This is a genomic window from Gilliamella sp. ESL0405 (assembly GCF_019469205.1).
Taxonomy (GTDB): Bacteria; Pseudomonadota; Gammaproteobacteria; order Enterobacterales; family Orbaceae; genus Gilliamella.
This window is the reverse complement of record NZ_CP048265.1, coordinates 443742-464446: the sequence shown is the minus strand read 5'-3', so window position 1 is coordinate 464446 and position 20705 is coordinate 443742. Positions and strand designations below refer to the sequence as shown.

At 41.2% G+C, this 20705-nt stretch carries 16 protein-coding genes and 4 tRNA genes; 4 read left to right on the top strand and 16 right to left on the bottom strand.

The features are described 5' to 3' along the window. Nucleotides 1-12 precede the first annotated feature (12 nt). Nucleotides 13-1425, top strand: a complete 1413-nt coding sequence (locus tag GYM74_RS02145; protein ID WP_220218855.1) for an FAD-dependent oxidoreductase — start codon at nucleotides 13-15, stop codon at nucleotides 1423-1425. A gap of 460 nt (nucleotides 1426-1885) precedes the next feature. Here GYM74_RS02145 and GYM74_RS02140 read toward each other — a convergent pair whose 3' ends face one another. Both GYM74_RS02140 and mazG read right to left on the bottom strand, forming a co-directional pair. After that, nucleotides 1886-2323, bottom strand: coding sequence for a hypothetical protein (locus tag GYM74_RS02140; protein WP_220218854.1), 438 nt, complete (start codon nucleotides 2321-2323; stop codon nucleotides 1886-1888). Continuing rightward, on the bottom strand, nucleotides 2316-3113 hold the full coding sequence (gene mazG / locus GYM74_RS02135) for a nucleoside triphosphate pyrophosphohydrolase (RefSeq protein ID WP_220218853.1): 798 nt from the start codon (nucleotides 3111-3113) through the stop codon (nucleotides 2316-2318). The genes GYM74_RS02140 and mazG overlap by 8 nt, the downstream gene beginning before the upstream one ends. Before the next feature lie 229 nt (nucleotides 3114-3342). On the opposite strand from mazG, the gene GYM74_RS02130 reads away from it, so the two are divergent. Then, nucleotides 3343-5349: an OPT family oligopeptide transporter gene (locus tag GYM74_RS02130; protein WP_220218852.1), complete on the top strand. Its 2007-nt coding sequence runs from the start codon at nucleotides 3343-3345 to the stop codon at nucleotides 5347-5349. 48 nt (nucleotides 5350-5397) lie between these two features. Here GYM74_RS02130 and GYM74_RS02125 read toward each other — a convergent pair whose 3' ends face one another. The 6 genes from GYM74_RS02125 to GYM74_RS02100 all read right to left on the bottom strand — a co-directional run bounded on the left by GYM74_RS02125 (nucleotide 5398) and on the right by GYM74_RS02100 (nucleotide 12429). Further along, nucleotides 5398-6546, bottom strand: a complete 1149-nt coding sequence (locus GYM74_RS02125; protein ID WP_220218851.1) for a glycerate kinase — start codon at nucleotides 6544-6546, stop codon at nucleotides 5398-5400. Between the two features lie 63 nt (nucleotides 6547-6609). Then, nucleotides 6610-7491: a 2-hydroxy-3-oxopropionate reductase gene (gene garR / locus GYM74_RS02120; RefSeq protein ID WP_220218850.1), complete on the bottom strand. Its 882-nt coding sequence runs from the start codon at nucleotides 7489-7491 to the stop codon at nucleotides 6610-6612. 35 nt (nucleotides 7492-7526) lie between these two features. Further along, nucleotides 7527-8297: a 2-dehydro-3-deoxyglucarate aldolase gene (gene garL, locus GYM74_RS02115; protein WP_220218849.1), complete on the bottom strand. Its 771-nt coding sequence runs from the start codon at nucleotides 8295-8297 to the stop codon at nucleotides 7527-7529. 43 nt (nucleotides 8298-8340) lie between these two features. Further along, nucleotides 8341-9675: a glucarate dehydratase gene (gene gudD / locus GYM74_RS02110; protein WP_220218848.1), complete on the bottom strand. Its 1335-nt coding sequence runs from the start codon at nucleotides 9673-9675 to the stop codon at nucleotides 8341-8343. Nucleotides 9676-9716: 41 nt separating this feature from the next. Continuing rightward, the gene (locus GYM74_RS02105; protein WP_220218847.1) at nucleotides 9717-11054 is read right to left on the bottom strand and encodes a glucarate dehydratase family protein; all 1338 of its coding nucleotides are present in this window, start codon (nucleotides 11052-11054) and stop codon (nucleotides 9717-9719) included. A gap of 43 nt (nucleotides 11055-11097) precedes the next feature. Continuing rightward, on the bottom strand, nucleotides 11098-12429 hold the full coding sequence (locus GYM74_RS02100) for an MFS transporter (RefSeq protein ID WP_220218846.1): 1332 nt from the start codon (nucleotides 12427-12429) through the stop codon (nucleotides 11098-11100). Nucleotides 12430-12848: 419 nt separating this feature from the next. On the opposite strand from GYM74_RS02100, the gene garD reads away from it, so the two are divergent. Beyond that, a complete protein-coding gene (garD, locus tag GYM74_RS02095; protein WP_220218845.1) occupies nucleotides 12849-14399 on the top strand; it encodes a galactarate dehydratase in 1551 nt (516 codons plus the stop codon). Nucleotides 14400-14478: 79 nt separating this feature from the next. Here garD and GYM74_RS02090 read toward each other — a convergent pair whose 3' ends face one another. Continuing rightward, complete coding sequence (locus GYM74_RS02090) at nucleotides 14479-15639, bottom strand: sugar diacid recognition domain-containing protein (protein WP_220219609.1); 1161 nt, start codon at nucleotides 15637-15639, stop codon at nucleotides 14479-14481. Nucleotides 15640-15729: 90 nt separating this feature from the next. On the opposite strand from GYM74_RS02090, the gene GYM74_RS02085 reads away from it, so the two are divergent. Beyond that, entirely contained in the window at nucleotides 15730-17649 is a 1920-nt protein-coding gene (locus tag GYM74_RS02085) for an ABC transporter ATP-binding protein (RefSeq protein WP_220218844.1), read from the top strand. Nucleotides 17650-17793: 144 nt separating this feature from the next. Here GYM74_RS02085 and nusG read toward each other — a convergent pair whose 3' ends face one another. From nusG to GYM74_RS02050, 7 genes are all read right to left on the bottom strand, one after another. Then, nucleotides 17794-18339: a transcription termination/antitermination protein NusG gene (gene nusG, locus GYM74_RS02080; protein WP_220218843.1), complete on the bottom strand. Its 546-nt coding sequence runs from the start codon at nucleotides 18337-18339 to the stop codon at nucleotides 17794-17796. A 1-nt stretch (nucleotide 18340) separates the two neighbouring features. Further along, nucleotides 18341-18742: a preprotein translocase subunit SecE gene (secE, locus tag GYM74_RS02075; RefSeq protein ID WP_220218842.1), complete on the bottom strand. Its 402-nt coding sequence runs from the start codon at nucleotides 18740-18742 to the stop codon at nucleotides 18341-18343. Nucleotides 18743-18876: 134 nt separating this feature from the next. Further along, on the bottom strand, nucleotides 18877-20061 hold the full coding sequence (tuf, locus tag GYM74_RS02070; protein WP_220218841.1) for an elongation factor Tu: 1185 nt from the start codon (nucleotides 20059-20061) through the stop codon (nucleotides 18877-18879). 183 nt (nucleotides 20062-20244) lie between these two features. After that, nucleotides 20245-20320: transfer RNA gene (locus GYM74_RS02065), tRNA-Thr, on the bottom strand. Nucleotides 20321-20323: 3 nt separating this feature from the next. Beyond that, a tRNA-Gly gene (locus GYM74_RS02060) sits at nucleotides 20324-20398 on the bottom strand. A 55-nt stretch (nucleotides 20399-20453) separates the two neighbouring features. Next, nucleotides 20454-20538 (bottom strand) — tRNA-Tyr (locus GYM74_RS02055). Nucleotides 20539-20572: 34 nt separating this feature from the next. Beyond that, nucleotides 20573-20648, bottom strand: a tRNA-Thr gene (locus GYM74_RS02050). Nucleotides 20649-20705 lie beyond the last annotated feature (57 nt).

The following is a 20705-nucleotide window of genomic DNA, read 5'->3' as shown; positions in this document are numbered from 1 at the left end:
GAGAGCACGAAAATGAGTCAAAATGTTTATCAGTTTATCGATTTACAACGTGTTGATCCGCCAAAAAAATCGTTGAACATTCGTAAAATAGAATTTGTTGAGATTTATGAAGGATTTTCTCCTGCCCAGTCGCAAGCGCAAGCCGATCGTTGCTTAGCTTGTGGTAACCCTTATTGTGAATGGCGTTGTCCGGTACATAACTATATTCCTAACTGGTTAAAGCTGGTTAACGAAGGGAAAATTTTAGAAGCTGTCGAGCTTTCTCACCAAACAAACAGCTTACCGGAAGTTTGCGGTAGAGTTTGCCCGCAAGATCGTTTATGTGAAGGCTCTTGTACATTAAATGCCGAATTTGGCGCCGTAACTATTGGAAGTATCGAACGCTATATTACCGATGAAGCATTTAAAATGGGCTGGAAACCAAACTTATCCAATGTTGAAAAAACCGGCTTAAAAGTGGCGATTATTGGGGCGGGGCCTGCCGGGCTTGCTTGCGCTGATGTGTTAGTCCGTAATGGCATAACGCCGGTGGTGTTTGATCGTCATCCCGAAATTGGAGGCCTGCTAACCTTTGGTATTCCGGCGTTTAAACTCGACAAAGAGGTATTGATTAATCGTCGCCATATTTTCACCGAAATGGGCGTTGAATTCCGTCTTAACACCGAAGTGGGCAAAACGGTGCAACTTGCTGATCTTATCAATGAATTTGATGCGGTGTTTGTTGGTGCCGGGACTTATCAGTCCATGCGAGCTGGGCTAGAAAATGAAGATGCCCATGGTGTGTATGATGCCTTACCATTTTTGATCGCTAACACCAAACACATTATGCAGCATCAACAAAGTGATGATACGCCTTATGTTGATATGAAAAATAAACGTGTTGTAGTACTCGGTGGCGGGGATACTGCTATGGACTGCGTTCGCACCTCTATTCGTCAAGGCGCAACTGAAGTCACTTGTGCTTATCGTCGGGATGAAGCCAATATGCCCGGCTCTAAGCGAGAAGTGAAAAATGCTAAAGAAGAAGGTGTACAGTTCCAATTTAATGTGCAACCGCTTAGCATTGAAATCGACAGTAAAGGGCAAGTGACCGGAGTAAAAATGGTCAGAACGCAATTAGGCGAAGCGGATGCTAAAGGCAGACGATCACCTGTGATAATTGAAGGCTCCGAATTTGTGTTACCGGCTGATGCGGTGATTATGGCGTTTGGTTTTAAACCGCATGCCATGCCGTGGTTAGCTGAGCACGGGGTCGAGTTCGATGCGCAAGGCCGTGTGATTGCACCGGAAATTAAAGGCTTTCAAACAACTAATCCTAAAATCTTTGCCGGCGGTGATGCGGTAAGAGGATCGGATTTAGTGGTAACCGCTATTAGCGAAGGTCGCAAAGCGGCAGAAGGTATTTTAGATTATTTAGAAGTGTAACTGCGGTTTTAGATTAAATCCAAAAAATAACCCCACTTTCGCAATGTTAGCGGGGTTATTTTCTGGCAAAATTTAATTATCTGTGTAAACGATAAGGCTTAACATCGTAACAAAACTGCGTGCTTTCAACGCATCATTTCTCCACGCTTTGATACCTTTAGGATGACAAATCGTTTCAATGTAATAAGCTAAAGTTGAGCTTGTCTGTCTATGATAATTTTTTAATCTTAAGCATAAAGGCGCATAAAATGCATCTGCCAATTTTTTAGTAAATGGAATAATCAAAGTATTTTATCACCACTCAAGGTCGCATAGACCTGGTAGCGTCGTTTTTATTGCCGAGATAAGGTGTGTCATTCATTTTCAACTATTCTGGCAATAAATATCCATTTTGAAATTTTTAGGTGCTTATCTCACTGAATAGTTTCATTAAAAACCTTCACTATCACAGTCTACAACGTTATAAATAAACCACATGTGTGCCTTTTTCTGGTTGAAAAGTCGCTTTACCAAATTCATCAAGGAAATAAGCAATATGATCGGTTTTATCACCTAATAAACGTCCTTTAACCTTATTCCACGTTAATAGTGCAATAGTCGAATCAGGCTCACAGCAGATTAACATCGGTTGTTCGAATTCTTGATTCCAATAAAACTGACCGCCATATAATTTATGAGCAGTTAATAATAAATAACAGCCATATTCTTGCGATATCATATCAATTTGTTCTTCTGGTAAGCCAAAGCTTTTATCGGCCATTTCGGCAATAATCATCTCAACAACCGTAATACTCTTTTCGGAATAATCGAGCTGGTTAATACTCCACGTTGGACTATTTAAAACGGCATTTTGTGCCCATGCTTCGATCTCTTGATACAATTCATTTTTTTCAGTCATTTTTATTCACTTCGCTAGATAATTGTTCAGATTGTTTGACAATTTGCCATGCATCTTCCATTTCTTCAAGTGTTGCATCGGCTAAATTGTCCTTTTTATGTTTCAGTAATGCTTCAACTTGTTTAAAACGCCGAATAAACTTGTTATTGGCATTTTGTAAGCATAACTCAGATTTAACTTTTAAATGTCTGGCTAAATTAACGGTGGCAAAAAATAGGTCGCCAAGCTCTTCTTCAATTTTGGATTGATCTTGTGTGGTTTTATTCAATTCCTCTTCCACTTCACAAAGCTCTTCTTTCACTTTATCGATAACGGGTTTTAACTCAACCCAATCAAATCCAACTGATGCGCAGCGTTTTTGTATTTTTTCAGCTTTCATTAGCGCCGGAATGGCGTTGGGGATATCATCTAATAGTGAATATTGCGCCCTTTGATCACGTTCTTTTTGCTTTAACTGCTCCCAGTTCGGCTTTTCAGCGGTTTTATCAGCAAAAACATGTGGATGACGGCTGACGAGTTTATCGGCTACTGACGAACAAATATCGTCAAAATTGAACTCGCCTTGATCGCTGGCAAGATCAGCATAAAACACAATTTGAAATAAGAGATCGCCCAGCTCTTTTTTTAGTTCGTCCATGTCTTTTCTATCAATCGCATCTAAAACTTCATAGGTCTCTTCGAGAGTATAAGACTTTAATGAATCAAAAGTTTGCTTGCTATCCCATGAACACCCTTTAATCGGGTCACGTAACTGTTTGGTAATCGCCTGTAAGCACTTAAGTTGGTTCACTGGTTTTCTCTTAATAGTTTAGATTGGTCATTGAAAAATAAGTGTAACACAACTTGACCATTTTTACTGTCTACTGGCACTTTCAGCTTTAATTTTGTTTTTTAAAGCCTGTTTTTGTTAAAAAACAAGCATAAAAACGGTTAAAAACTGTTAAAAAATATAACTTGTAGCAGATAAACACCAATTAAGTATATAATGTTCACATAACAAATTAACTTAATTACATTTAATGAATAATTTACGCGAACTGACATTGAGAGGTACAATTCTTGGTGCCCTTATTACAATTATATTTACCGCATCAAATGTTTACCTTGGCTTAAAAGTGGGGTTAACTTTTTCTTCCGCTATCCCAGCCGCGGTGATTTCCATGGCGGTATTAAGGCTATTTTCCGGCTCAACCATATTAGAAAACAATATGGTGCAGACTCAAGCATCGGCAGCCGGTACACTTTCCTCGATTATATTTGTTTTACCCGGATTGTTAATGATCGGCTATTGGCAAGATTTCCCGTTTTGGCTCACTTTTGCTATCTGTGCCGCCGGGGGGATGCTTGGAGTACTATTTTCAATTCCACTACGCCATATTATGGTGGTAAAAAGCACCTTACCTTATCCGGAAGGGGTTGCCGCTGCGGAGATATTAAAAGCAGGCTCAAAAACTGAGGGTGATGATTCCAATGCCGGATTGAAAGATATTTTAGTTGGTGGCGTTATTGCCTCTGGTGTGAGTCTGTTTACTAACGGTTTTCGGGTTTTGTCAGAAAGCGCCTCTTATTGGTTTACTGGCGGTAAATCAATCTTCCAATTACCGATGGGCTTTTCATTAGCTTTACTCAGTGCCGGTTATTTGATTGGTATTATTTCCGGTATTGCCGTGTTAATCGGCACCATTATCGGCTGGGTGTTTGGCATACCTATTTTAAGCGCAATTACCGACTATGACACCAGCGAATCATTAGCCAGTGTGGCTATGGGGCTTTGGGCTAAAGATATTCGTTTTATCGGCGCCGGCACCATTGCAATTGCTGCAATTTGGACACTACTGACGTTAATCAAACCCGTGATTGAAGGATTAAAAATCTCATTTAGAACATTACGTGCCGATGTTTCGGTTGATGATATTGCACCAACCGAACGTGACTTATCACCAAAAGCGATCTTTTCGATTATGGCTGGTATGGTTGTTATCTTAGTCGCCACTTTTTATGCGTTTATTTCCGACAGTGGCTTATCCGCTGGTGTTGCTTGGATGTTAGTTATTTGCGCTGTGTTATTTGCATTTATTATGGGCTTTCTTGTTGCGGCGGCGTGTGGCTATATGGCAGGTTTAGTCGGCTCTTCAGCAAGCCCAATGTCCGGTATTGCCATTGTTGCTGCAATTGCCATATCACTTATTTTATTGGTAATTGGGCAAGCCAATGATTTGTTATCTACCCCTGAAGGGACTAATTTTGCAACCGCATTAGCGCTATTTACTACCAGCACAGTTTTAGCCGTTGCCTGCATCTCAAACGATAATTTGCAAGATTTAAAAACCGGTTACTTAGTCAATGCAACACCATGGAAACAACAAGTTGCACTTTTAATTGGTTGTGTTGTTGGTGCCATTGTTATCGCACCTATTCTTGAAATTTTATATAACGCTTATGGATTCACCGGCGCCTTACCTAGGGCAGATATGGATCAATCTCAAGTATTAGCGGCGCCTCAAGCGACACTAATGACCACCATTGCCAAAGGGATATTTTCTCATCAGCTTGATTGGACAATGATTTTAATTGGCTTAGCGGTTGGATCAATTATTATTATTATCGATTTAATTTTAGCTAAAAACCAATCTAAGTTTCGCTTGCCGGCATTGGCTGTTGGTTTAGGGATCTACTTACCACCAACCATTACCACTCCGATTTTTATTGGTACACTACTTTCGTGGATAATTAAGCGTAAAGCTTATGCTAAAGCCAAAAAAGCGAACCTAGATCCGGAAGAACAATTTAAAAACGTCGATCGCAAAGCGGCATTAATTGCATCGGGGTTAATTGTCGGTGAAAGTTTAGTTGGGGTATTGCTAGCTATCGTAATCGTGATTAGCATTACCAGTGGCGGTAGTGATGCGCCGCTTGCAATATCAGCCGATCTAGGGCTATTACCACAATACTTAGGCTTAGCGGTGTTTGTGATTATCTGTTTATATTTTATTCGTCGGGCACTGACTGCGATTAAAAAATCCTAATATTGCGTAAGCAAAAAATAAAGCCCTTTAACTTAAAGGGCTTTTTTATTAGCACAATGTTTTACCGATTTTTAAGGTTAATGCAATATTTTTCGAGGTGTGATAAAGATTCGTTTCGGCGACTTTTCGATCCAGTGCTTGAGATAAACTCGACACTTGACTAAGAATACTAAACATAGCAGTTATGCCATAAGGATAGACCGCCTCAGCTTTATCGCCTAAACTGCCAACAATAGCAATAACCGGTTTATTATACTTTTTGGCGATATTTGCCACCCCAACCGGTACTTTACCGTTGACACTCTGATAATCTAACCGACCTTCACCGGTCACCACTAAATCGGCTTGTTCAATTAAGCTATCTAAATTAAGTAATTCGGTAATAATTTCAATGCCCGGCCTTAATTTTGCTTGCATAAATGCCAATAATGCCGCGCCCATTCCGCCCGCCGCTCCGGTACCGGGAACGGTCTCTATGTCGATATTAAAGCAACCTTTAATCAGACTGGCAAAGTGTTTAAGATTTGCATCAAGTAATTGAATATCTTGCGGTGTTGCCCCTTTTTGTGGACCAAAAATAGCCGATGCGCCATTTTCACCGGTAAGTGGATTGGTAACATCACAAGCGACTTCAAATTCACAATGCTTTATTCTCTCATCCATTTGGCTGATATCGATACTATCAAGTGCACTGAGCGAAACGCCACCAAAACCTATTTGGTGACCAAATTTATCTAACAGTTTGACACCTAATGCTTGTAGCATCCCTGCCCCACCGTCATTGGTCGCACTGCCGCCAATACCGATGATAAATTTTTTACAACCCCGATCTAAGGCATCTTTGATAAGTTCACCGGTACCATATGAGGTGGTAATTTTAGCATCTCGCCGTTCAAACGGAACACGTTCAAGCCCGCTGGCGGTCGCCATTTCGATAATGGCAGTTTGTCCGTCTTGTGATATGCCATAAAAAGCATGTCCCGGCTCGCCTAACGGGTCAGTTACTGTGACTGTCACTTTATGTCCTTTTAATGCATCAACCATTGCATTAACGGTACCTTCTCCGCCGTCAGCGACAGGTAATAACGAGTATGTTGCATCAGGGTAAACCTGTAAAAATCCCGCTTTTATTGTCTTAGCAACATCTATGGCACTCAGACTTTCTTTAAAAGTATCAGGCGCAATGACAATGTTCATAAATATCCTTTTGGAATTGGTCAAGGTGATTGAGTATGTTGCCATACTCAATATTGACATAAATTACTTAATTTCGATTTTCGCTAAAGCTTCATAATAACGAGCAAGGGCACTATGGTCACTTTCGCCCATACCGTCGGTTTTCAGTGCTTGCATCATCTCCATAACAATTGCTGTTAACGGTAATGAAGTCCCCACCCCATGAGAGGTATCTAAAGCATTTTGCAGATCTTTGATATGGAGATCGATTTTAAAGCCCGGTTTAAAATTGCGTTCTAACACCATTGGCGCTTTGGCATCTAACACCGTACTACCGGCAAGTCCGCCGCGTATTGCTTGATATACGAGTTGCGGGTTAACCCCAGCTTTCGTGGCTAAAACCAATGCTTCTGACATGGCAGCAATGTTGAGTGCTACGATGACTTGATTAGCAAGCTTAGTCACATTACCTGCGCCAATTTCACCGGTATAAACCACTGAACCAGCCATAGCTTTCATTAAATCATAATGTTTATCAAATACCGCTTTATCCCCACCAACCATGACAGATAAGGTGCCGTCTATCGCTTTAGGCTCGCCACCGCTCACTGGCGCATCTAACATCACTAAGCCTTTTTTAACGACTTCATCATGAATCTCCCGGCTGGCTAATGGCGCAATCGAGCTCATATCAATAATGGTTGTACCGGCTTTGGCGCCTTCAACAATCCCATTTTCACCTAAGACAACCTCTTTCACATGTGGTGAATTAGGTAACATAGTAATAATCACATCACATTGTTGAGCAACTTGTTTTGCGTTGGTGGCACTTTGTGCACCCGCTTTGATAAGTTCATCAACTGAAGCTTGATTTTTATCGCAAACGACCAGTGAATAACCTGCTTTTAGCAAGTTTTTGCTCATCGGTTTACCCATTATTCCTAAACCAATAAAACCAATTTTCATTTTACTCTCCTTTATTACGCTTATAGTAATGGCTGTTATTTTAGAAATTTATCGGCTAATGATTGCGTTGCCATTCTTAGCAAGCCCAGATCATTGCCGACGGCAACAAACGTTGCCCCCATTTCGATATAATGATGTGCGTCAGCTTCTATCGGGGCTAATATGCCACAAGCTTTCCCTTGTTTTTTTGCTTCATCAAATACCTGTTTGATCGCCGCTTGCACCTGTGGATGTTTTGGATTGCCAAAATGCCCTAACGAGGCAGAAAGATCGCTCGGGCCAACAAAAATACCGTCGACGCCGTCAACAGCGGTGATTTGAGCAACGTTATCCACCGCTTGTTGGGTTTCAACTTGAACGATCACACAAATATTTTGATTAATTTTTTCAAAGTAATCCGGTATTGTGCCAAACGCATTGCTACGATGTGAAACCGACACTCCCCTTAAACCTTCAGGTGGATAGCGGGTATAAGAGACCGCTTGTTTTGCTTGCAAAGCCGTCTCGACATACGGAATTAAGAAGTTATAAAAACCAACATCAAGCAAACGTTTAATCAGTACTTGATCATTCCAGGCCGGGCGCACAATTGGCACGCTCGGGCTATCTTTTAAGGCCATTAATTGCGGGACAAACGACACCACATCATTAATGGCATGCTCGCCGTCCAGCAGTAACCAATCAAAACCGGCTAAGCCCAATATTTCTGTTGAGATCGGACTACCTAATGCAGCCCAACAACCAATCAATTTTTTTCTTGCCAACATGTCTTGTTTAAATTGATTGTGACAAGTGAGTTTTTTCATGCAATTACCTCGATTTTTATCTATTTTTAATCATCCATGCCAACTATCTGACCAAACACGGCCTTTTATTGTCGAATTGCCAGTTAGGGATGAGATATTGCATAGCTACGGCATCATTACGATTGCCCAGCCCCATGCTTTTAAATAGCTCGTGGGCTTTGAGAACTTGATCGATATCAACCTCGATACCTAAACCCGGTTTTTCCGGTACTTTGATTTTGCCATTGACTATTTGTAATGGCTCTTTGGTTAAACGCTGATTACCTTCTTGCCAGATCCAATGTGTATCTAACGCAGTTGGTTCACCCGGCGCCGCTGCACCAACATGGGTAAACATGGCGAGCGAGATATCAAAATGATTATTGGAGTGTGAGCCCCACGTTAAGCCAAACTCATGGCACAGTTGCGCAACCCTTACTGAGCCGTTCATTGTCCAAAAATGCGGATCAGCAAGTGGGATATCGACCGATTGTAACGATAAAGTGTGTCCCATTTGACGCCAGTCAGTTGCAATCATGTTGGTTGCGGTAGGCAAACCTGTCGCACGGCGAAATTCAGCCATAATTTCTCGCCCAGAGTAGCCTTGTTCTGCGCCACACGGATCTTCTGCATAGGTCAAGGTATCTTTTAAGTATTTGCCGATTTGTATCGCTTCATCTAATAACCACCCGCCATTTGGGTCGAGCGTTACGCGTGCTTCAGGGAATTTTTGCTTAATGGCAATCACGGCTTCGGCTTCATCTTGCGCAGATAACACACCGCCTTTTAATTTAAAATCACAAAAGCCATATTTTTCATAAGTTGCCTGCGCTAAACGAGCAATTTTGTCTGGGGTTAAGGCTTCTTCATGTCGCAGTCGATACCAATCGCACTGCTCATTGGGTTGGCTTTGATAAGGTAAATCGGTTTTTTGCCTATCGCCGATATAAAATAGATAGCCAAGCATTTTCACTTCATCACGTTGCTGTCCTTCGCCTAAAAGCGAAGCAACGGTAACGCCTAGATGCTTGCCTAGCAGGTCTAACATTGCCGCTTCAATCGCTGTCACCACATGAATGGTTGAGCGCTGGTCGAATGTTTGATTACCTCGCCCACCGACATCACGGTCAGCAAACGCCGTTCGGACACGATTCATAACATTTTTATATTGGGCAATCGATTGTCCCACAACCAGCGGTTTGGCATCTTCAAGGGTTTGAGTAACTCGGCCTACGCAAGGAACTTCCCCGACGCCAATGTTACCGGAATTATCTTTAAGAATGACGATATTACGGGTGAAGTAAGGGGCGTGTGCTCCGCTTAAATTCAGTAACATGCTGTCATAACCGGCCACCGGATAGACATGCATTTGCGTAATAATCGGCGTTGATGAACTCATAGTTTTTACCTCTTTTATTTCTCAATTTCTTTAAATCTGTTTTAACGAACCATGCATGGGCGCTTGCGGTCAAATTGCCAATTTTCAATGAGATATTGCATGGCAATGGCATCATTACGTGCCCCATTTGGTAATTTTTTATAAAGCTCATGTGCGCAATTGACTTGCTCCATATCCAATTCAATCCCAAGACCGGGCTTGTCGTGTAATTTGATCTTGCCATGGCGAATTTGCAGCGGGTCTTGCGTTAAACGGGCTTGACCTTCTTGCCATATCCAATGGGTATCAAGTGCAGTTGGATTACCGGGCGCAGAGGCACCGACATGGCTAAACATTGCCAGTGAAATATCAAAATGGTTATTCGAATGGCACCCCCAAGTCAGCCCCCATTCATGACAAAGTTGTGCGACACGACTGGCGCCGGTTAATGTCCAAAAATGGGGATCGGCTAGCGGTATATCGACCGCTTGTAACATAATGGAATGGCACAGTTCACGCCAGTTGGTTGCAACCATATTGGTGGCAGTTGGTATACCGGTTGCCCGACGAAATTCAGCCATGACTTCACGCCCGCAGTAGCCATGCTCTGCGCCACAAGGGTCTTCGGCATAAGTCAGCACATTATTAAGCCCTTTACAAAGTTTAATGGCATCATCTAACCACCAACCACCGTTTGGATCTAAGGTAATGCGTGCATCGGGAAACTGCTTTTTAAGTTCTATGACTGTTTCAATCTCTTGTTCACCCGCTAACACTCCACCTTTCATTTTGAAGTCTTTAAAGCCGTAGCGATCTTGTGCCGCTTGCGCCAGCTCAACCACTGACTCAGTTGTCATAGCTTGTCGCCGGCGAATGTTGTACCATGGGTGGCCTTTCGTTGCGGGTTGGTCATACTCGAGATCGGTCTTGTTGGCATCACCGATATAAAACAGGTAGCCGAGCACGGTAACTTCATCTCGCTGTTTACCTGCCCCAAGTAATTCAGCAACCGGTACATTTAAAAATTGCCCCATTAAATCGAGTAATGCCGATTCGAGTGCCGCTACGGCATTGACTCGTAATTCAAATGTCCATGCACCTTTACCAAAAGAGTCATAATCATCATCAAGGTAGCCTTGATGCATATCATTAACAATTCGATTAAGGATAGAAATAGGTTGCCCTTCGACATGTGCAATAGCTTGTTTCAGAGCGTTTTCAATCGTCACTCCGCCGGGTGCCTCCCCTAAACCGATATGGCCGCTATTGTCCTTCAAAATAACGATATTTCGGGTAAAATAGGGGCTATGTGCACCACCAATATTCATCAGCATGCTGTCATACCCAGCCACCGGAATAACTTGCATAGAGGTAATCACTGGCACTGATTGCGTATTCATATTCGATCTCTCCTAGGTAGTTAATTCAATAAGCACGTTGTCGTTAAGGTTTTTTCTTCAGTTCCATGCGTTTAATCGGGCCAACAAGCACCAAATAACTAAACGCTGCAACAAAAGCATGACCGGCGACAAACACTAGCGCCCATTCAAATCGACCTGTCCATGCCACGATATAACCGATAATAATTGGTGAGATGATGCTTGATGCATTACCGAACATGTTAAATAATCCGCCAGCCAGTCCACTCATCTCTTTGGGTGCGGTATCGGCCATTACTGCCCAACCGAGTGCACCGACGCCTTTACCAAAGAAAGCCATGGACATAAATAAAATGACTAATCCAATTGAATCGACGTAGTTACATAAAATCATGGTCATTGAAAACAACATACCTAAAATGATTGGTGTTTTACGGGCAATAGAGAGCGATCCGGTTTTTCGCATCAGAAAATCGGAGAACACGCCACCACTGATACCACCAATAAATCCACAAATAGCCGGAATCGCAGCGGCAAAACCAACTTCTTTAATATTCATTCCTCGTTGAGTGGCAAGATAGATAGGAAACCAAGTAATAAAGAAAAACGTTAAACAGTTAATACAATACTGACCAAGGTAGACGCCTAATAACATTCGATTCGTTAAAAGTTGGGTAAGATAAGCTAATTTTGGTCCCTCTTTTTTCGTCTGGCTTTTTTTCTGATCCATATCGACCAATGCCCCGCCATCGACGATATAATCAACTTCGGCTTGATTTGCCCATGGATGATCTTTAGGGTTGTGAATCACAAAGAGTGTCACCACACTAATTAGTACACCTAAGCCACCCATAAAGAAAAACACCGATTGCCAACCATATTCATGGGTTAACCAGCCCATAATGGGCGCAAATATTACCGTAGCAAAATATTGTGCAGAATTGAAAATAGCGACCGCAGTGGCTCTTTCTTTAGCCGGAAACCAAGCGGCGGTAATTCGGCTATTGCCGGGGAATGACGGCGCTTCAGCAAGTCCCATTAAGAAACGGAACGTAAAGAGCATAATTAACGCCCAAGCCCCGATAAAAAAATGTACGGTGCCTTGTAATAAAGTAAAAATAGACCAAAATAAAATACTGCAAAAATAGACACGTTTTGAACCAAATCTATCTAATAGCCAGCCTCCCGGTAACTGCCCGATGACATAGGCGATACCGAACGACGACATAACCCAGCCCATGGCTGCGGCATCAAAACCCAATTCGCCTGACATTGCTTTGCCGGCAATACCTAAGGTCGCCCTGTCACCATAATTGATAGCAGTGACAATGAATAAAAAAATGACTGTTAACCACCGAGTATTAGTCCTTTTTTGTTTTGCTGTGTTTATTTCCATGTTTAGCCCCTACACTGATAATGAAATGTTGATCTTGAATTTTTTACAGATGTTGCTGAGTAGAAAATAAATAGATTTTGAGTCTGTCTAAGTAATCCACTATTAACGTTAAGTATGGATAGTTAAGATGAAAATTTCATTGGCAAAACCAACAAAATAATAGGTGGAAATTGATTTATTTATGTGCAGATGAACAAACAAATGTTATGTCCTTCACAAAATTTTTGGCAGTAGGGGGATTTTTGTGACCTATCACACATTTTTATGTTGATAGTGACAAATTTAAACGGAATTAAGCACGAAAAATTGTGAACATTCACAATGCTATTTGTCTATTTCAGATTTAAGATATGTCTAATCAGATAAGAAACTGTGACTAATAATAAATTAAAAGATAGGCGTTGAATGGGAGTTAAGCAATGGAGCATCACAATAACAAGCCGCTTTATATCAAAATCAAAGAATCGGACAATGTCGCTATTATCGTTAATGATAATGGATTGCCAAAAGGTACGGTATTTGCTGACGGGTTAACATTGATTGAGGATATTCCTCAAGGTCATAAAGTGGCGTTGAATGATATCAATCAAGGGCAAGCGATTATTCGCTACGGTGAAGTGATTGGCTATGCAAAGGTGGAGATTAAAAAAGGAGCTTGGATCAATGAATCTGTCACACAAATGCCAACTGCCCCCATGCTACACGAGCTTCCCATTGCCACTAAAAAAGCGCCGGTATTGCCCCCCTTAGACGGTTACACTTTTGAAGGCTATCGCAATAAAGATGGATCGGTCGGCACCCGAAATATATTGGGGATCACAATGAGTGTGAATTGTGTTTCTGGCGTTGTGGAGTACGTTTGTAAAATTATCGAACGTGACCTATTACCTAAATATCCAAATGTCGATGGCGTTGTGGCGTTAACGCATCTTTATGGTTGCGGGGTGGCAATTGATGCGCCGGCGGCTATCGTGCCAATTCGTTCGATTCATAATCTAGCCAAAAATCCTAATTTTGGTGGTGAAATCATGGTTGTCAGTTTAGGTTGTGAAAAACTGCAACCGGCAAGGTTATTAAAAGGCACCGAAGATACTATCCCGATCAGAATCGAAGATGATGATCTGGTTACACTGCAAGACGAGCATGGATTTAAAGCCATGGTTGACCATATTTTAATGGTGGCTGAAAAACATCTGCAAAAATTAAATCTTCGAAAAAGAGAGACCGTGCCGGCATCTGAATTAGTGGTCGGTATGCAGTGTGGCGGCAGTGATGCTTTTTCCGGGGTAACCTCGAATCCGTCAGTCGGTTATGCATCTGATCTATTAGTCAGATGTGGGGCGACGGTGATGTTTTCGGAAGTAACCGAAGTGCGTGACGGTATTCACTTACTTACGCCTAGAGCGGCTGATGAGGCGGTCGGTAAAGCGCTGATTCGTGAAATGCAGTGGTATGATGAATATTTAGCCGCAGGGAAAGTTGACCGCAGTGCTAATACCACACCGGGCAATAAGAAAGGCGGATTAAATAATATTGTCGAAAAAGCAATGGGATCGATTGCTAAGTCGGGCACCAGTCCTATTGTGGAAGTGTTATCGCCCGGACAACGCCCAACCAAAAAAGGATTAATTTTTGCTGCAACGCCAGCAAGTGATTTTGTTTGTGGTTCGCAACAAGTTGCCTCCGGCATCACGTTACAAGTTTTTACTACTGGTCGAGGGACGCCTTATGGTTTGGCTATGGTACCGGTGATAAAAATGTCCAGCCGTAATATTGTTGCCGAACAGTGGTTTGATTTAATTGATATTAGTGCTGGCGATATTGCGCTTGGTAAAGCAACGATTGAAGATATTGGCTGGCGTTTATTTCATTTAATTTTAGATGTGGCAAGTGGGCGAAAGAAACCATGGTCAGATCATTGGAAATTATACAACCCATTAGCCATTTTTAATCCGGCACCTATCACGTAATATTTCGATAATCCCATTAATTAATCGCTTAAATGTTATATTGTTCTTATTGAATATCGGTAAGAACAATAAGCCTCTCTTAGGCATGTTTGTCTAATTGTAAGCCAATATACAAAAGCAATCGGTCATCAAATTTTGCTAAATTTAATTGGGTAAGCTTAGCAATTTTATTTAGCCGATACTCTAATGTATTACGATGAATAAACAGTTCTTTGGCGGTGTCGCTATTTTGAACGTTGTTTTTAAACCACGTCTGTAACGTTTTTTGTAATACACCATTATTATCGCCCATTTTGAGTTTTTTCAGCGGCAGTAATAACTCCTCAGCTTGCCAATCGTAACTTAATCCATGTAAAAGTACCGGTAAAATTAGCTCTTGATAGTAGTAGTTACGCACATTAGGCATTCTTTGTTTACCTATCAACATGGTGGTTTTTGCTGTTTGATAAGATTTTACCAGTGGGCAAAGATGCTGTTCAAAGTAATTACCCAGCGAAATTCGAATATCTAATTGAGTCATGTTTTTAATGGTAATAATGAGTTGCTCAAGTTTTTTCTTGTGTTCAAATAAATCCCAACGACCATATCGATTCAGTGCTGGAATTAAAATCACTAATTCAGTAATCGATTTAATCGCCACTAAATTATTATTACTTAATAGCTGTATTTGGGTTTGCAGATTTTGTAATTCACTCATCGCCGTATCAATACCCAATTGCCCACTATCCACTTCAATCATACCGACAACTCTGGGTAGATTGAGATCAATATCGAGCCGTTTGACCCATTGAATCATACTATCGGGTAAGATCTCTTTTTCAATAAGGGTAAGAATCAGCTCTTCTTTTAAGCGATTATCATAGGAGAGTTCTTGCAGTAATTGAGTTTGCTCCATCATCATTTCAGCAGACATACAAACAAGTTCACCAAATTGGCGAATATCGGACGGTTCACCAGTTAGCCCTATCACGCCAACGATTCGATCGTTGAGTTTCAACGGTAAGTTAATACCCGGTTTAACACCTTGTAAGCTTTTAACTGTGTTACTGTCAATTGATACGGTGCGTTTTTGCGATATCGCTAACATCGCTCCTTCATGTAGTTCGCCAATACGCTCTAAATCCCCACTACCAATAATACATCCGTTAGCATCCATAACATTGATATTACAATCAATAATCTTCATGGTTCTATCAACAATCTGTTGAGCAATTTTTGGGGTGAGGCTATAAGGACTCATCGCCATTTTAGATATCCTATTTTGATTTTGCATAACTCTCAATTTTTGTTAGGATAGCATATTTTATTTTGAATAATAGACAACAATATCATGATAGTATTTGATTCCATTCAAGTTCGTCGGGGCGTTAATCTACTTTTAGATAATGCTTCTGCCACGATTAATCCTAAACAAAAAGTCGGTTTAGTTGGCAAAAATGGTTGCGGAAAGTCTACGCTATTTTCATTAATAAAAGGCGAAATTCAAGCTGATGCCGGCACGGTGAGTTTTCCCTCTCAATGGCAGCTTGCATGGGTAAATCAAGAAACCCCGGCATTAGACACTCCAGCAATTGAATACGCCATTGACGGCGACCGAGAGTATCGCCAATTAGAACAAAAGTTAGCCATTGCCAATCAAGAAAATAATGGTGAACAAATCGCTATTATCCATGAAAAACTCGACAATATCGATGCGTGGACTATTCAAGCTCGAGCGGCAACACTGTTACACGGTTTAGGCTTTTCCAACGAGCAGTTGCAATTACCGGTTAAATCCTATTCCGGTGGGTGGCGTATGCGTTTAAATTTAGCGCAGGCTCTGATGTGCCGTTCCGATCTGCTCCTACTAGATGAGCCAACTAACCATTTAGATTTAGATGCGGTTATTTGGCTGGAAAAGTGGTTAAGCAATTATCAAGGCACACTAATTTTAATTTCCCATGACCGGGACTTTTTAGATCCATTAGTTAATAAAATTATCCATATTGAGCAAAAAAATCTATTTGAATATACCGGCAACTACTCTTCTTTTGAAATTCAGCGTACAGCGAAGTTAGCTCAGCAACAATCGCTTTATGAAAGCCAACAACAAAAAGTGGCGCATTTGCAAAGCTATATTGATCGCTTTCGAGCAAAAGCGACCAAAGCTAAGCAGGCACAAAGCCGAATTAAAATGCTAGAAAAAATGGAGCTTATTGCACCGGCACATGTGGATAATCCGTTTCATTTTAGTTTCAAACCGTCTGAGTTTTTACCTAGCCCATTATTGATGATGGACAAAGTGGTCGCCGGTTATGAAGATAAAATTGTGCTGGAGAAAATTAAGCTAAACTTAGTCCCCGGCTCACGAATTGGGTTATTAGGGCGTAACGGCGCAGGTAAATCAACGTTAATTAAATTATTAGCGGGCGAACTGGCACCAAAAGAGGGGCATATTAACTTAGCTAAAGGCGTACAATTAGGTTACTTTGCGCAACACCAATTGGAATATCTACGAGGTGAAGAGTCTCCGCTATGGCATTTAACCAAACTTGCCGATCCCAATATTACTGAACAAGAGCTACGTAATTACTTAGGCGGATTTGATTTTCATGGCGATAAAGTTAGCGAGCCTGTTAATACCTTTTCCGGCGGTGAGAAAGCCCGGTTAGTTTTAGCCCTGATTGTATGGCAAAAACCCAATCTGCTGTTGCTTGATGAGCCAACCAACCATTTAGATTTAGATATGCGTCAAGCATTAACTGAAGCGCTTATTGATTTCGAAGGGGCGTTAGTGGTGGTATCGCATGATCGCCATTTATTACGCTCAACTACTGACGAGTTTTATTTAGTTCACGATCATAAAGTTGAGCCATTTAATGGTGATCTCGATGATTATCAAAAATGGCTTGCCGACGAGCAGAAAGCGGAAAAACAACCAACGCAACAAGATGATAGTCAAAATGACAATAGCAAAAATCTTTCAGCGCAAGATCGTAAAGAACAAAAACGTAAAGAAGCTGAGCGACGTGCACAAATGCAACCGCTGAAAAAACAGTTACAAAAAGAGGAGCAGACCCTTGAACGGTTAAGTAAGCAGTTAAAATTGATTGAAGAGCAATTAGCCGATCCCTCTATTTATGAAGCGGATAAAAAGAGTGAGTTAACACAATTATTGTTACAACAAAGTCAATTAAAAGGCGAGCAAGAGGAGTCAGAATTGACATGGTTGGATTTACAACAACAAATTGAAGAGTTTGAATCGGCTTAAATTAAAATGATTGGTAACAATTGACTCGTACCATGGGGTATAAGTCAATTCAGATATCACACTATATAATACCGTTTTACGTTAATAAGGCAAAAAAAATCACAGAATTGATTCTGTGATTTTTTATCTGGGGATATTGCGATATTAGCTTTTTTCGACTTGGCTAAAATCAAGTTCAACCGGTGTTGAACGACCAAAAATGGATACCGATACTTTTAAGCGGCTCTTCTCATAATCCACTTCTTCAACCACGCCATTAAAGTCAGCAAATGGACCGTCATTAACACGCACAAGTTCGCCCGGTTCAAATAAGGTTTTAGGACGTGGCTTATCGCCAACTTGTTGTAAACGATTCATGATAGCATCAACTTCACGTTGGCTGATTGGTGCAGGTCGATCTGATGTACCACCAATAAAGCCCATTGTTCTTGGCACACTTTTTACTAAGTGCCATGTTGCATCATTCATCACCATTTCAACTAAAACATAACCCGGGAAGAATTTACGTTCACTTTTACGGCGTTGACCACTTTTCATTTCAACAACTTCTTCGGTCGGTACTAATACTTCACCAAAAAAATCTTCCATGTTATGTAATTTGATATATTCACGTAATGATTGTGCAACACGTGCTTCATAGCCAGAATAAGCTTGAATAACATACCAGCGTTTTTGTTGTGTTTCACTCATATTAGCGTCCTAATGATGTTAGATAAAAGACAATTGAACGGAATACCGAATCCATTCCCCAAAGCGCTAATCCAACAATAACAGTTACAGCAGCAACGAGCAAAGTTGTTTGCACTGTTTCTTTACGTGTCGGCCATACAACTTTTCGAAGCTCTTTTCTCGATTCTTGTAAAAATACAAAAAATGCTTTGCCTTTATTTGTTGTGTACGCAATGAATAAAGTAAATAGCGAAATCGCAACAACAGCAACAATGCGGACGATCGTATTAGGTTGATATATATCATTAGGACCAGAAAAATAAGAATTTCCCCAGACAATAAACGCAATCAATACTAGAACTAAACCCCATTTGAATTTGTCTAGAATCGTGTTTGTAGCTTGACTCTCGTTACTTACTAGCATATAAAACCTATGATTATGTTATTTAATAATATCTATTTTCCAAAATGCTCTCACAATAAAAAAACATTTTGCTAAACAGACGAGATAAGAAAGGGCATCTAACGATACCCTTTCTATGGTTATTCATACTTTAATTATTTGATAACCTTAGCAACCACACCAGCACCAACAGTACGACCACCTTCACGAATCGCAAAACGTAAGCCTTCTGCCATTGCGATTGGGTGAATTAATGATACTGTCATTTTGATGTTATCACCTGGCATTACCATTTCTACGCCTTCTGGTAATTCGATAGTACCCGTTACGTCAGTTGTACGGAAGTAGAACTGTGGACGGTAGCCTTTGAAGAATGGAGTATGACGACCACCTTCATCTTTGCTTAGGATATACACTTCTGATTCAAAATCTGTATGTGGAGTGATTGAACCTGGTTTTGCTAATACTTGACCACGTTCGATTTCTTCACGTTTTGTACCACGAAGTAATACACCTACGTTCTCACCAGCACGACCTTCGTCTAGTAATCTACGGAACATTTCAACGCCAGTACAAGTTGTTTTTGTTGTTGGTTTGATACCAACGATTTCAACTTCTTCACCAACTTTGATTACACCACGCTCTACACGACCTGTTACCACTGTACCACGTCCTGAAATTGAGAACACGTCTTCAATTGGAAGTAGGAATGGTTTATCGATATCACGCTCTGGTTCCGGAATGTAGCTGTCTAAAGCTTCAGCTAATTCAACAATTTTATCTTCCCATGCTGCATCGCCTTCTAACGCTTTTAACGCTGAACCACGAATTACTGGAGTGTCATCACCCGGGAAGTCGTATTGAGATAGAAGTTCACGTACTTCCATTTCAACTAATTCTAATAACTCTTCATCATCAACCATATCACATTTGTTTAAAAATACGATGATGTAAGGAACACCTACTTGACGTCCTAAAAGGATGTGCTCACGAGTTTGTGGCATTGGGCCGTCAGTTGCTGCTACTACTAGGATAGCGCCGTCCATTTGAGCCGCACCAGTGATCATGTTTTTAACATAGTCAGCATGTCCCGGACAGTCAACGTGTGCATAGTGACGAGTTGGTGTGTCGTATTCAACGTGTGAAGTGTTGATGGTGATACCACGTGCTTTTTCTTCAGGTGCGTTATCGATTTGATCGAATGCACGAGCTTGACCGCCGAATTTTTTAGCAAGTACAGAAGTAATTGCAGCAGTTAAAGTTGTTTTACCGTGGTCAACGTGGCCGATTGTACCAACGTTAACGTGGGGTTTTGTACGTTCAAATTTTTCTTTAGACATTGATAGTCCCTCAAATGTAATACAAATCGGTGGCAATTCACCACATTAACCAAGTATTATATTTAATATCAATATAATACTAACTTAAAATTAGCTCTGAATGATAACAGATAAAGCTATCGAGTGACAAGCTTTAAAGCAGCCAAATTCGATATTTTTAGAAGTTTAGGAGATTAACAAGAATGGTGCTGATAGGCAGATTTGAACTGCCGACCTCACCCTTACCAAGGGTGCGCTCTACCAACTGAGCTATATCAGCAATTGGAGCGGGCAGCGGGAATCGAACCCGCATCATCAGCTTGGAAGGCTGAGGTAATAGCCATTATACGATGCCCGCATGTTCAAACTCGGCTACCTAAATGCTTCAATTAGCAATTGCTAATGTTAGATGATGGTGGTGGGGGAAGGATTCGAACCTTCGAAGTGTGACACGGCAGATTTACAGTCTGCTCCCTTTGGCCGCTCGGGAACCCCACCCCGAATCTTTTTTAAATTTGTCTACTTAGGAAAATGGTGCCGGCTGCCGGAATCGAACTGGCGACCTACTGATTACAAGTCAGTTGCTCTACCTACTGAGCTAAGCCGGCCTAAGTGCTGCGCATTATGTACTAGAACATTTAAGCTTGCAAGCAAAAAAAACAAAT